This is a genomic window from Streptococcus mitis (genome assembly GCF_003942695.1).
Classification (GTDB): Bacteria; Bacillota; Bacilli; order Lactobacillales; family Streptococcaceae; genus Streptococcus; species Streptococcus mitis_BD.
In genome coordinates this window covers 1-12,819 of record NZ_RJNU01000018.1, presented here as the reverse complement: position 1 = coordinate 12,819, position 12,819 = coordinate 1, and the positions used below count along the sequence as shown (strand labels likewise).

At 36.6% G+C, this 12,819-nt stretch carries 12 protein-coding genes and 1 pseudogene; all 13 read right to left on the bottom strand.

From position 1 onward, the window contains the following. Window positions 1-125, bottom strand: a pseudogene (locus D8852_RS10220) (sigma-70 family RNA polymerase sigma factor); the annotation flags it as partial. Window positions 126-245: 120 nt separating this feature from the next. After that, window positions 246-2,204, bottom strand: a complete 1,959-nt coding sequence (gene ftsH / locus D8852_RS09735; protein ID WP_038804793.1) for an ATP-dependent zinc metalloprotease FtsH — start codon at window positions 2,202-2,204, stop codon at window positions 246-248. Window positions 2,205-2,219: 15 nt separating this feature from the next. After that, a complete protein-coding gene (hpt, locus tag D8852_RS09730) occupies window positions 2,220-2,762 on the bottom strand; it encodes a hypoxanthine phosphoribosyltransferase (RefSeq protein ID WP_125426195.1) in 543 nt (180 codons plus the stop codon). Between the two features lie 4 nt (window positions 2,763-2,766). Then, window positions 2,767-4,044, bottom strand: coding sequence for a tRNA lysidine(34) synthetase TilS (gene tilS, locus D8852_RS09725; protein WP_125426192.1), 1,278 nt, complete (start codon window positions 4,042-4,044; stop codon window positions 2,767-2,769). Then, complete coding sequence (locus D8852_RS09720; protein WP_125426189.1) at window positions 4,041-5,312, bottom strand: serine hydrolase; 1,272 nt, start codon at window positions 5,310-5,312, stop codon at window positions 4,041-4,043. Before D8852_RS09720 ends, tilS begins: the two co-directional genes overlap by 4 nt. After that, window positions 5,305-5,427, bottom strand: a complete 123-nt coding sequence (locus tag D8852_RS10215; RefSeq protein ID WP_000429343.1) for an SP_0009 family protein — start codon at window positions 5,425-5,427, stop codon at window positions 5,305-5,307. Before D8852_RS10215 ends, D8852_RS09720 begins: the two co-directional genes overlap by 8 nt. Window positions 5,428-5,431: 4 nt before the next feature. Further along, window positions 5,432-5,800 carry a septum formation initiator family protein gene (locus D8852_RS09715; protein ID WP_125426186.1) on the bottom strand — a complete coding sequence of 123 codons (369 nt, stop codon included), beginning with the start codon at window positions 5,798-5,800 and terminating at the stop codon, window positions 5,432-5,434. Continuing rightward, window positions 5,793-6,059, bottom strand: coding sequence for an RNA-binding S4 domain-containing protein (locus D8852_RS09710; protein WP_001234973.1), 267 nt, complete (start codon window positions 6,057-6,059; stop codon window positions 5,793-5,795). The genes D8852_RS09715 and D8852_RS09710 overlap by 8 nt, the downstream gene beginning before the upstream one ends. A gap of 57 nt (window positions 6,060-6,116) precedes the next feature. Beyond that, window positions 6,117-9,620: a transcription-repair coupling factor gene (gene mfd, locus D8852_RS09705; protein WP_125426183.1), complete on the bottom strand. Its 3,504-nt coding sequence runs from the start codon at window positions 9,618-9,620 to the stop codon at window positions 6,117-6,119. Further along, on the bottom strand, window positions 9,621-10,190 hold the full coding sequence (gene pth / locus D8852_RS09700) for an aminoacyl-tRNA hydrolase (RefSeq protein WP_125833931.1): 570 nt from the start codon (window positions 10,188-10,190) through the stop codon (window positions 9,621-9,623). Between the two features lie 72 nt (window positions 10,191-10,262). After that, window positions 10,263-11,378, bottom strand: coding sequence for a redox-regulated ATPase YchF (gene ychF, locus D8852_RS09695; RefSeq protein WP_001218697.1), 1,116 nt, complete (start codon window positions 11,376-11,378; stop codon window positions 10,263-10,265). An 84-nt stretch (window positions 11,379-11,462) separates the two neighbouring features. Next, complete coding sequence (locus D8852_RS09690) at window positions 11,463-11,657, bottom strand: DUF951 domain-containing protein (RefSeq protein WP_000285183.1); 195 nt, start codon at window positions 11,655-11,657, stop codon at window positions 11,463-11,465. Between the two features lie 64 nt (window positions 11,658-11,721). Continuing rightward, window positions 11,722-12,819 (bottom strand): DNA polymerase III subunit beta (gene dnaN, locus D8852_RS09685; protein WP_125833928.1); only part of this gene is annotated, 1,098 nt, incomplete at its 5' end.

The window sequence follows — 12,819 nt, the reverse complement described above, 5'->3', positions numbered from 1 at the left end:
AGCTCATACAGGCACATCATCCCCTCCTGGTCCCAGTCCTCTTTCTCCCACAGATGTAAATGGTATTCTTTGCGGCACTTGTTTACAATCCCTTTACTTTCTTCATACAACTCTTTTAGATTCATAGACCTCTCCTTTCTGCATTTAGTTTAACAAAATGCGCGAGCCCCTGAGTCTACTTTCTCTATTCTATACTTCTCGCTACCTCAACTGCATACAAAAAGAGAGGCCTGGCCTCTCTGGGGTTATTTTTCTTCACTCATTTTTGATTTTACTTCATCATAAGATAGGGCATGTGATTCCTCTTCTACTGTCTCAGGCATTTTTCCTGTTTCGTAAAGAGATTTAATTTGAGTACTATCCAATGTTTCGTATTTCAACAATGCCTCTGCAATCAGTTTGTGGGTTTCACGATTTGATTGGATAATTTCAGCAGCTTTGTTTCGTGCCTCATTCAATAATGAACGAACTTCCTCATCAATCTCATAGGCTGTTTGTTCTGAAATTGATTTTTGAGGACTTTGTGCACCAAACATAGCATGATTACCTTCATATTGAACTGGGCCAAGTTTTTCACTCATACCGTATTCAGTGACCATTGCACGCGCCATCTGTGTAGCTTGTTCAAAGTCATTTGAAGCTCCTGTCGTTTGGACATTAAAGATAATCTCTTCAGCTACACGACCACCCATCAAACCTGCTAATTGTTCTTTCATGTCTTCTTTAGATAGAAGCATTTGATCTTCTTTAGGAAGTGCAATCATGTATCCGCCTGCACGTCCACGTGGTACGATGGTAACTTTATGAACAACACGGGCATTTGACAGTACTAAACCAACAATGGTATGTCCAGCCTCATGATAAGCAACCAATTCACGTTCTCTTTGTGATACTGTTTTATCTTTCTTAGATGGTCCAGCAATCACTCTGTCCTCTGCCTCATCAATATCTGAAGCATCAATGATTGATTTGTTGCGACGAGCAGCAACTAAGGCTGCTTCGTTTAGAACATTTTCTAAGTCAGCTCCCACAAAACCTGGTGTTTGTTGGGCAACTAGTTTCAAATCAACATCGTCTGCCAGAGGTTTATTTTTAGCGTGAACTTTCAAGATTGCTTCACGACCTTTAACATCAGGGCGACCAACTAAGACTTTTCTATCAAAACGTCCTGGACGGAGAAGAGCTGGATCTAGAACATCTGAACGGTTCGTCGCAGCGATAACAATAATTCCTTCATTACCCTCAAAACCATCCATTTCAATTAAGAGCTGGTTCAGGGTTTGTTCACGTTCATCATTTCCTCCACCGAGACCGACACCACGTTGACGACCAACAGCATCAATTTCATCGATAAAGATGATGGCTGGCGCTGCTTTTTTTGCATCCTCAAAAAGAGAACGAACACGACTTGCACCAACTCCGACAAACATTTCTACAAAGTCAGAACCTGAAATGCTAAAGAATGGAACTCCTGCTTCTCCAGCAACTGCCTTAGCAAGTAAGGTTTTACCTGTCCCGGGAGGCCCCTCCAAAAGAACACCCGCAGGAATACGCGCACCAAGCTTTGTAAATCGTTTTGGATCTTTTAGGAATTCAACAACTTCGACTAATTCTTGTTTTTCTTCCTCGGCACCTGCAACATCTGAGAATCGTACCTTGATATCTTCTTTGTTAGCAGCTTTGGCCTTGCTACGTCCAAAACTCATTGGATTTCTACTATTATTTCCTCCCATATTTCCCATCATAGAGAATAGGAAGAAGAAGAGAATAGCAAATGGCACAACAGAAACAAGGATATTGATCCACATGCCACTTGAACTCTCATGTTTGACTGTAACCTCAGCCTGATGTTCAGAAGCAAGTTTTTGCAATTCTGAAACTGTTGAATCCGACGGAAGAATGGTACTTGAGAATCTTTCTACTTTTGTAGCAGTAGGAGTGAAGAATTGAATCCCTGTTTCTTCTTTACTAGTCTTAGGATTTTTATAAACACCAGACACCTCAATGATGCTACCATTTGGCTGATAGGTTAATTCTTTTACATTGTCTGCTGTAATTTCTTTTACCAATTCTGTATAGTTAATTTTTTCACTTTTCCCAGCAGCATTCCCAGAGTAAAAATACTGGAATCCTGTTACAAGGAAGAAGATAATTAACAAGTATAGAAATGGATTTCTAACTAAACCATTATTTTGTTTTTTCATTAAAGAATGCTCTTTCTAATTTGAATAAACTTCCTCTTTCAACACTCCAACATAAGGAAGGTTACGATAATTTTCTTTATAATCCAGACCATATCCTACTACAAACTCATTTGGAATAGTAAAGCAAGTATAATCTGCCTCAATTTCAACAACACGACCCTCTGGTTTGTCCAACAAAGTCGCGATTTTAACAGAAGCCACTTCTCTTGCAATAAACATATCTTTCAGATTCTTCAAAGTTTGACCTGTATCAATGATATCTTCTACAAATAGAATATGTCTTCCCTTGATATCCTGAGTTACGTCTTGCTTGATATTGATCACACCACTACTTGCTGTTCCACCATGGTAGCTAGATACCATCATGAAGTCCATCTCAATATGCGTATCAATATGTTTGACCAATTCAGCCATAAAAGGAATTGATCCTTTCAAAATTCCAACAAGAATTGGATTTTTCCCCTCATATTCTTTTGTTAGTTGCGCACCTAGCTTTTTAGCTGCTTCTGTAATTTCATCATGTGAAACGAGGATTTTTTTAATATCGTGTTCTAACATCTTTTTACCTATCTATTTTTTCTATATAAAGTACAGTGTTCATTATATCATTTTTCGTGTTTTTACTCAAATCACTGGTCGCAATTCCTAAAATTGAGACAATTTCTCCAAATTGCTCAATAATAGGGGTTATTTTTCGTTTTTCAATAGGGATTTTCAAATCTATAAATAAACGTCTCAGTTTCTTTCGATGCCCATTCAGAATAAGAACATCGCCAGGTTTTCGACATCTAATATATACAGGTGTTTCCCGTGAAACTATTATTTTTTGAACAGCGTCCCCTTCAATAGGGATGCCAAAGGAAAATAAATAGCCCTTATATCGAACTTGATTTTGATAGTGTAACACAAGTTCATCTTTCTTTTCATCAGACTGTGGACTGATTTTGCAAACTCGAAAATTCTGATACTCTTTTATCAATTCATAACCATTTTTCAGTGGGTGACGATACTGACTTTTAGTTGCTAAAATCTGTCGAACTTCTGCAAACTGAGCTTTCGTAAGATTTAAGTCAGGGAATTGATTGAGATAGTTCTGGAGCAAGATCCCTTGAGTTTGTTGAGAGTATGAAAAGAGCTCATTCAAATCTTCCACATCAATCTGTTCAGAGAGCTCCATTATGGCTACTTGGTAATCTGAAATTTCCCTTCCTAAATCTAAAAGAGCGGATTTAAGACGAGGATTTTCTTTTTCAAGCTCTGGTAAATACCTATTTCGAATACGATTGCGAAAATAGGCATTCTCACGATTTGATTGATCTTCGAAATGAACAATTGGTAGAAAATCCTTTTTATGAAAATGCAACAAGGGACGGATGATTTCGATATCATCAACTACTTGACTTTCTTTTATTCCTGTCAAATGACGTAGCCTACTTCCTCGAATCAAGCGCATCAAAATCGTTTCAACCTGATCATCTGCATGGTGGGCAGTGACCAAAGCAGTTGCTCCAACCTCTTTCATGATTTTTCTAAAAAAATCATAACGAAACTCTCGAGCACGCGCCTCTGAAAAGTCTCCTGAAAAACTTGTGATATAAATAGGAAGTCCAGCTACATTAGCTAACTTCCTTAGTTCATTTTCCTCCCAATCAGACTCCCTTCTCTGCTTGTGATTGACATGTGCTACAATCAGCTCAATTTCTAACTCTTTTTGGTAAGTAGACAATAGCTGGAATAAAAACATTGAATCCAGTCCACCAGATAAAGCTAACACGACTTTAGAATGCTTTTTGAAATACTCTTTTCGGAGAAAATGATTTAAAAAATCCCGTTCCCTCATTTTAGAACCTCATAGACATCCTTAGCTATCTTAGCAATAGTATCATAATCAGAATTTTTGGTGAAAATAGAGAGAACGAAAGGTGAGTCTGTAAATACAATGGCAGTATCGTGTTTAAACTCGTCAGCATCTCCGATTTTGTGAGCTACCTTAACCGAAACACCTTTCGCAATTCGTTGGTTATCAAAATTCGTCTTGCTTAGAGACTCTAAAACAAAACCATTCTGATTATAAATAGCCTCCATGACCTTTCCAGCCATTTTTGAAGAAGTCAATTTATCATTCACATCCCAATCTTCACCCATAATGGTGGACATTTTTTCTTTAAAAGCCCCATCAGATTGATTGGTCACATAATAACCTAAAATATTATGAGCAACATTGTCAGACTCCTTTGTTACCTTGGTAATTAATTGTTGGAGGCTGTAGTCTTTGTTGTCTCCTGTTTTAGGTAAACTACCACTACCTTCTGGTTTATAGGATCCAGGGAAATTATTCACTTCTGAGACATACTTGAAGCTACTGTCCAGCGTATAGTCACCTTTATTTATCTTATCTTGAGCATAATAAAGATAGGCTAGTTTCAAGATGCTAGCTGCATAGAGTTTGCTGTCTTCATTCACCCCAGCCTCTTTACCTGTACTCAGTTGTTTAACATAAATAGAATAATTTTCATTCTGATAGTTGTTTGACAAGACTTCTTGAACCTTCTGGATACGATTGTCCTCTTCTGAGACGAACTCTTTTGGTACCCACCCAACTTGATCAATATGAAGAAATTCTTGTCCCTCAGCAAAGAGGGTTCTATCTACTGTTACGCGTTGATAGGGAGAGAGGGATGAAGAAATTTCTTTAGCACCATAAGGACTGTTATAGATAACAAACCCCGGTTCCAACCATACTTGTCTACTTTGAGTTTGAACTTGACTTTGATCATAGACTAAACGCTTATCTGCAAGGATAAACTGATGATTGTTTAATTTAAAAACAGGAATACCTTGTCTATTCAAACGCCATTCTACGATTTTAAAGGTGGTTCCAGGAGTCAATTTTCCAGACTCCTTTACAAGATCTTCATTAGCATAGACAGCTGTTTCTCCATAAACCATTGGCGATTCAAGGGGTTCTTTATAGTAGAATCCATGATCAGACTCAGTTAGATAATAAATTTCTTGTGAAGAGTAAGGGAGCTGTTTTTCTGTGCTAACTACTCTTGAAGTTATGATAAAAACAGATAGTAGTGATAACACTACTAAGAACTTACGCATTCTTCTCTTCCCTTTCTTCTTGTAATCGTAATAAATGGTTTTTAGCTGCCAATTCCTCTAATTTTTCATCTGATAAACTTAAAAATTGCTCAACAACTTCTAATAAATTTTCCATGACATTACCTCGGAAGCAAATCAGGAATGGTGTAAATTGCTTCTCGTTTCTTTGAGTAATAGTACTTGGCGCGTGCATATTTCGCTACATAGTCTTCATCTTTCAACTTTGCAGCAAAAGCAGATTCCTTATCCTTTTCATCACTAAGAGTTTGGTATTGTTCTTTCAACTCTGTCAATTGCTGACGACGTTGCAATAACTGATTATAGTTTTGGGCCAGATTATAGGTCGGTAAAATAAACAACAAAATCATCAAAATAAGGACCCAACCCATAAAGCGATTCCTCTTTTGTCTTTCCTTCATCAGGTAACGACGACGTTGGTGTTCATTTTGAATAAAAGGATTGTTCATCTGTAAAATATTTTTAGACATTTTCTTCTACCCGTGTTTCACTGATAATTTCATACATGCCAGCAGCATCTTCTTTTTTTGTACTATCTTTCATTTCCAGTACTTTAACAAGTAGCAACTTATTCCCAAAGCGAATTTCAACTTGGTCATCAACTTTCAAATCCGTTGAACTTTTGGCCAAGATTCCATTCACCTTGATTCTACCTTTATCTGCTACTTCCTTTGCGACTGTACGACGCTTAATAATTCGTGATACTTTTAAATACTTGTCTAATCTCATTTTTATTACCTCAAATTATTATTGTACCATTTTTATCCCTTTTATAGAAGAAAAACGTCAAAGAGAATTAGCTTCCTTTGATTCTTTTATCTCTAGTAAACTTTCTCCAAAAATCATCAGTCCTTCTAAAATTTCATAATCCTTCTTATTTCGAACATCAAATACAACTTCCATTAATCCCTTATTCTCAGCTATAGCTGCCTTTAAGTTCGTTGCGGATAAGGCTTTAAAATAATCTTGAGCCAAGAACAGTCGCTGAGTAATTGTTTCAAATTGAACTGTAATCTTATTTTCTTTTCTTTCCACACGTTCTACAAAGACCTTATCCAAGTATGATTTGACCAAACTAATCTCTAAAAGATAAGCCACCACATCGGGATATTCTCCAAAACGATCCATCAATTCTTCTTGTAGTTCTTCATAGTTGACACGGTTGTCAATTTGACGAATTTTCTTGTAAATTTCAATCTTATGTCGCTGGTCAGAAATATAAGTGTCAGGAAGATAGGCGTCGATTTGTAAAATCAACTCAGCATTTCCTTTGGTTCTTGTATTCCCATTGCCGTTACGTTTAGCAATAGCTTCCTCTAATAACTGCGAATACAATTCAAAACCAACAGAATCAATGAAACCAGACTGCGATTTTCCTAATAGATTTCCTGCACCACGAATCGAAAGATCTCGCATAGCAATCTTAAATCCAGAGCCCAATTCTGTAAATCCTTTGATTGCTTCTAATCTCTTTTCAGAGACTTCACTGATTGATTTTTCTGGACGATACATGAGATAGGCATAAGCAATACGATTACTACGACCGACTCTTCCTCTTAATTGATACAAGGTTGACAAGCCCATATGGTCTGCATTTTCAATAAATAAGGTATTGGCATTTGGAATATCTACCCCTGTCTCAATAATAGTAGTTGTCACCAAAATATCATACTGACCTTCAATGAAATCAAGTAGAGTATTTTCCAACTGAATTTCACTCATTTGTCCATGAACATACCCAATCGAAGCCTCTGGAATCAACTCCTGTAATTCTGAAACCTTCTGGTCAATCGTGTCAACTTTATTGTAAAGATAGTAAACTTGACCTCCACGCTCCATTTCGCGCAAGACAGCATCACGAATCACACTATCATTCTTTTCCAAAACATAGGTTTGAACAGGATAGCGATTGGTTGGAGGAGTTTCAATAACAGACAAATCTCTGATTCCTAGCATAGACATATGAAGAGTACGAGGAATCGGTGTTGCTGTCAAAGTTAGAACATCTACTTGTTTTTTCAGTTCTTTCAAAATTTCCTTATGCTTGACACCAAATCGTTGTTCCTCATCAATAATCATCAATCCCAAATCTGAAAACACAACATCTTTTGATAAAACACGATGCGTTCCAATCAAAATATCGACTTGACCATTCTTTAATTTTTCAAGTGTCTCTGCCTGCTCTTTTTTACTTCTAAAGCGACTCAACACATCAATATTAACTGCAAAATTTTGGAATCGTTCCTTAAAATTCGTATAGTGCTGTTGCGCTAAAACCGTCGTTGGAACTAGAACGACTACCTGTTTGTGATCATTGACCGCCTTAAAGGCAGCACGCATTGCAACCTCAGTCTTCCCAAAACCAACATCCCCAACTAAAAGTCGATCCATGGGATGAGAATCTTGCATATCTTTCTTGATTTCCTCAATACTACGAAGTTGATCATCCGTTTCAACATAAGGGAAAGCATCATCAAAAGCATGTTGCTCATCATCATCAGCTGAGAAAGCAAAACCCTTCAACTGACTACGTTCAGAATAGAGTTTAATTAAATCGTCAGCTATATCCTCTATCTGGTTCTTAACTTTTTGCTTGGCCTTTTTGAAATGACCATCATTTAATTTATTGAGTTTAGGAGGTTTCCCATCACTTGAAACATATTTGGACAGTAACTGAATCTGTTCTACTGGGATGGAGATTTGATCCCCATTTTGATATTGAACACTGACATAATCACGGTGAATCCCTTTGATTTCAATTGTTTCAATTCCCAGATATTGACCAATTCCATGGATATGGTGAACAACATAGTCCCCTTTTTCAAGTTCATTATAATCTTTTAATCGCTCTGCGTTTGAAGCATGTTGTCTTCTAAAACGACGTTTTAATTTCTTTTGAAAAATCTCATGTTCAGTAATCAACAGAATTTTTTCATCTACAAAATGAAAACCATGTCTTAGGTTACCCTCAATCAAGTTTACAGATTCTTTACAGATACTTGACTTGTCTCTGGAATCCAATTTAATCTGATATTCCTCTAAAACATCCTCCAGTGTTTTACTTCCCATTGAATTGCTAGACTGCAGAACAATGGTGTAATCCATTTTTTTATATCGCTCAATTTCTTCTTTAAGAAAAGAAAATTGATTGAAAAATTCCTGCATAGGATATTGATTAAATTGATAAATGTGATCAAACTTGAGATTTCCTAAACCCTTTTGAAGATTAGAGAAAAAGGTCACTGGACTTTGTTTTTTATAGATTTGCTCTGTATCTGCAAAATACTGCATCTCAGAAAATGCTTTACTATTCTGTAAATCTTCTGTAAAGTATTGCGCTAATTCTCTTTCAAAAACTTCATATTGATTCATCAATTTTTGATAGTCATCAAAGAATACTGGCCTATTTTTTTCAATATAATCAAATACAGTCCATGTTTTATCGTAACATAAAGACAAAAACTTTCGATTATCTGAATGTACTTGTTTTTGATGAAAACTTGACAAAATTTCTTCTAAATAGGATTTCAAAATCGGCGATTGAGTCTTCGAAATTTGCTTTTCTAAAGCTGACTGACCTCGTTGATAATCCTTTTCTCTCAAAAGCATATCACTAGCTGGAAAGATGGCAAGTTCTGTTTGATTTTCCTTCGATAATTGTGTCTCGACTTCAAAAGTACGAATGCCATCAACTTCATCACCAAAAAACTCGATTCGGAAAGGTTCTAACTGAGACATCTCAAAAATATCTAAAATATCTCCTCGAATACTAAACTCACCTTGTGTCTGTACTTGAGTAACTTTGCGATAACCGATTTCCTTTAATTTGTGAAGAAGGTCATATTGATCATATTCTTCACCAACCGCAATCCTTATAATACTTTCTTTAAATCTAGTCGGAGAGGGTAAAATCAATCGACTTGCTGCGATATTACAAACTAAAATCCCTTTCTTAGATGAATCAGTTAAAAAACGCAAGGCCTCAACTCGTGAAATGATTTTTTCTTGTGAAGACATCAAAAACTCTACCATAGGAGAGTCATCTACCAAAAATGGATAGACAAATTCCTCTCCTAAGAGAGAAAGAAGATCACTGATAATTCGTTCTGCTTCTCCATAAGTTGAAGTCAGTAATACAATCTTATTTTCTTTTTCTAGACTGCTTGCAATTGCAAGAGCCTTGGTAGACGTTGATAAACCTAGTATTAGTTGTCTTTTCTTATCTGTCAGATTTTGATGCCATTTTTTTATCTGGTCATTTTCTGAGAATAAATCTAATAAAGTCACCATTTAGCCGTTATACCTCTGCATTGTTTTCTCAAAATTTTTCTCTTGTAAATAATAATTTACAGCATCGTCAACCTTGTCAATTGACTGTAAAATACCTACATAGTCATCTTGATCAAACTTACTTAAAACATGATGAACAACTGACATGCCTTTTTTGGGTTTTCCAATTCCTATTTTAACACGGTTAAATACTTGGGTTCCAATATGTTGAATAATAGACTTGATACCATTATGGCCACCTGCTGAGCCCTTTGCTCTTAAACGAATTTTCCCAACTTCCATGTCAAGATCGTCGTAAATAACGAGTAAGTCTTTAATATCCAAACCATAATAAGTCAATAAAGCATGAACTGCTTTTCCACTTTCATTCATAAATGTTGTTGGTTTGACAAGATAAATTTTTTCGCCATTGAGGAAAAAAGAGGCTAGGTCAGCTTGAAATATCTTGTCGTGTGTAAAGGTGACGTTTTGTTTTTTAGCTAGTTGGTCAATCAACATAAAGCCAACATTGTGCTTGGTTTCAAAATATTTATCCCCTGGATTTCCTAATCCAACAAGTAATTTAGTCATTTATTTTCCTTTCAAAAGCCAAAAGGGTTGGAATTTTTTTCCAACCTAATTGACACTATTTGTTAAATGTTATTAAACGTTAAAGCGGAATTCCATGATATCGCCATCTTGAACGATATATTCTTTTCCTTCTTCACGCAAGCGCCCAGCTTCTTTTACAGCCTTTTCAGATCCATATTTCACTAGATCCTCATATGACATGGTTACTGCACGAATAAAACCTTTTTCAAAGTCTGAGTGGATAATACCAGCTGCTTGAGGAGCTTTCATACCACGCTTAAAGGTCCAAGCGCGAACTTCTTTTTCACCAGCTGTGAAGTAAGTTCCAAGTCCAAGTAAGTGGTAAGCAGCTCGAGTCAACTTATCAACACCTGATTCTGTCAAGCCAAGTGCTTCAAGAAACTCTTGCTTATCTTCATCATCTAACTCGGAAATTTCTTCCTCAGCACGCGCAGAAATAACTACTACTTCTGCATTTTCTGTCGCTGCAAATTCTCGAATTTTTTTAACATAGTCGATAGAATCTGGATCTGAAACTACATCCTCATCCACATTAGCAACATAAAGAACTGGTTTAGTGGTCAAAAGGAAGAGTCCTTTGACTACTTTTTGTTCCTCATCTGTGAATTCAATGGTACGTGCTGATTTTCCATCTTCAAGGACTGGTTTAATTTTTTGAAGGACGTTAAACTCTGCCACAGATTCCTTATCTTTTTGCGTACGTGCCATCTTCTCTACACGCGCATAGCGTTTATTTACTGACTCTAGGTCAGCAAGAATCAACTCCAAGTTAATGGTATCAATATCTGCAAGTGGATCTACAAAGGCGTCTTCACGTCCTTGCTCACGCATAACATTTTCATCATCAAATGCACGCACAACATGAACAATCGCATCTACTTCACGGATGTTAGCCAAGAATTTATTTCCTAGCCCTTCTCCTTTTGATGCTCCTTTTACAATCCCTGCAATATCTGTAAATTCAAATGTTGTTGGGACTGTCTTTTTAGGTGTAATCATTTCCGTTAGTTTTTGTAGGCGTTCATCTGGAACTTCCACCATCCCAACATTTGGATCGATAGTCGCAAATGGGTAGTTTGCCGCCTCTGCTCCTGCTTTTGTAATTGCATTAAAAAGGGTTGATTTACCAACGTTTGGCAAACCAACGATACCTGCTGTTAAAGCCATATTTTCTCATTCTCCGTTCTCATTTCAATCCCTAACATTATAACACAAAAAGGGAAAACTTGCTAACTCTCTAACTAAGGGTTCTTAGTCAATAATCTTATTCATTTTTCGTTCAAAATCATGGCGACTCATCATAACAAGGTGGTCGCAATTGCTACATTTAATTTTGATATCTGCCCCAACACGTGTAATTTCCCAACGATTGGCTTTTTTACCAGTTGATTTAATGGTACAAGCATGTGGCTTTTTCATTTCAACAAAATTTCCAACTTGATACATACTACTCTCCTTTTCTTTTTTGATTATATCATAAAAGAGGCGAGCCAGGCTCAACCTCTTTAACTTAATTTGTACGAACTGGTGTAATGAGCTGCATGAAGTCTTCATCAGTATCTGCTGGAACAAGAGTGAATGGACGAACAGCTGAGATAAAGCTGATAGTTACTTTTTCACTATTTAAAGCCTTGAGAGAATCAATCAAGTAAGTTGGGTTGAAACTAATAGTTAAATCATCCCCAGTAACCTGCTCAGTATCGATTTCTTCGTTTACTTTACCAACTTCAGGAGAATGAACATGGGCGCTAACAACACCACCTTTAATTTCAAGCTTCACAGTACCATTTTGAGTCGCACTTGATAAGAGACGAGCACGTTCCATAGATTGACGCAAATTAACCACATCAAAAGTAATTGTAGTGTTAAAGTCTGTTGGAATCAAGCGATCTGTATCAGGATAGTTTCCTTCTAGGAGACGAGTGTAGAAGCTAATATTTTCGCTTCTAAAGAGGATTTGATTATTGGCAAAGAAAATCTCCACTGTTTCGATATCATCTGTAAAAACAGCTGAAAATTCGCGTAGAGAGCGGCTAGGAATCACCACATCAAAATCATCACCATTTTTTTCAAGAGTCAATTTTTTCTGGCTAAGGCGATGAGAGTCTGTCGCAACTGTCTTTAGTTCCTTGTGTTGGCTCAATACGAAGTGGACACCTGTTAAGATTGGACGACTTTCTTGCGCACTTGCAGCAAAAGCTGTTTCATTGATAATTTTCTTGAGTAGTTTGGTTTCAAGAACCAAAGGAGTGCTTGCTGAAATTTCTTGAATGCGAGGATATTGTTCGCTATCTTTTCCTTTTAGGGTGATTTCTGATTTGCCACTTGTTAAGACAATTTGTTTTTGTTCAATCTCTTTGAAATCAAGCATTACATCTGGAAGACTAGATACAACATTGATAAAGAAAGAAGCTTCAAGAAGAATCGAACCTAAGGAAGTAATCAAAAGACCAGCATCTTCATTCTTTTGAGAAATGAAATTTTCAATGGAAATTTGACCATTTGATCCAATTAAAGTAATGCCTTCATTGGTAACATCAATTTTGATTGTTGATAAAATTGGAATAGCATTTTTGGAGCTAATTGCTCGTTTTGTGGTATTTAAGGC

Coding starts and splice junctions, on each gene's coding strand:
- ychF (WP_001218697.1), bottom strand. CDS start 11,378: ATGGCTTTAACAGCAGGTATCGTTGGTTTGCCAAACGTTGGTAAATCA.
- pth (WP_125833931.1), bottom strand. CDS start 10,190: ATGACTAAATTACTTGTTGGATTAGGAAATCCAGGGGATAAATATTTT.
- D8852_RS09720 (WP_125426189.1), bottom strand. CDS start 5,312: ATGCGTAAGTTCTTAGTAGTGTTATCACTACTATCTGTTTTTATCATA.
- ftsH (WP_038804793.1), bottom strand. CDS start 2,204: ATGAAAAAACAAAATAATGGTTTAGTTAGAAATCCATTTCTATACTTG.
- D8852_RS10215 (WP_000429343.1), bottom strand. CDS start 5,427: ATGGAAAATTTATTAGAAGTTGTTGAGCAATTTTTAAGTTTATCAGAT.
- mfd (WP_125426183.1), bottom strand. CDS start 9,620: ATGGTGACTTTATTAGATTTATTCTCAGAAAATGACCAGATAAAAAAA.
- D8852_RS09710 (WP_001234973.1), bottom strand. CDS start 6,059: ATGAGATTAGACAAGTATTTAAAAGTATCACGAATTATTAAGCGTCGT.
- tilS (WP_125426192.1), bottom strand. CDS start 4,044: ATGAGGGAACGGGATTTTTTAAATCATTTTCTCCGAAAAGAGTATTTC.
- D8852_RS09715 (WP_125426186.1), bottom strand. CDS start 5,800: ATGTCTAAAAATATTTTACAGATGAACAATCCTTTTATTCAAAATGAA.
- D8852_RS09690 (WP_000285183.1), bottom strand. CDS start 11,657: ATGTATCAAGTTGGAAATTTTGTTGAAATGAAAAAGCCACATGCTTGT.
- hpt (WP_125426195.1), bottom strand. CDS start 2,762: ATGTTAGAACACGATATTAAAAAAATCCTCGTTTCACATGATGAAATT.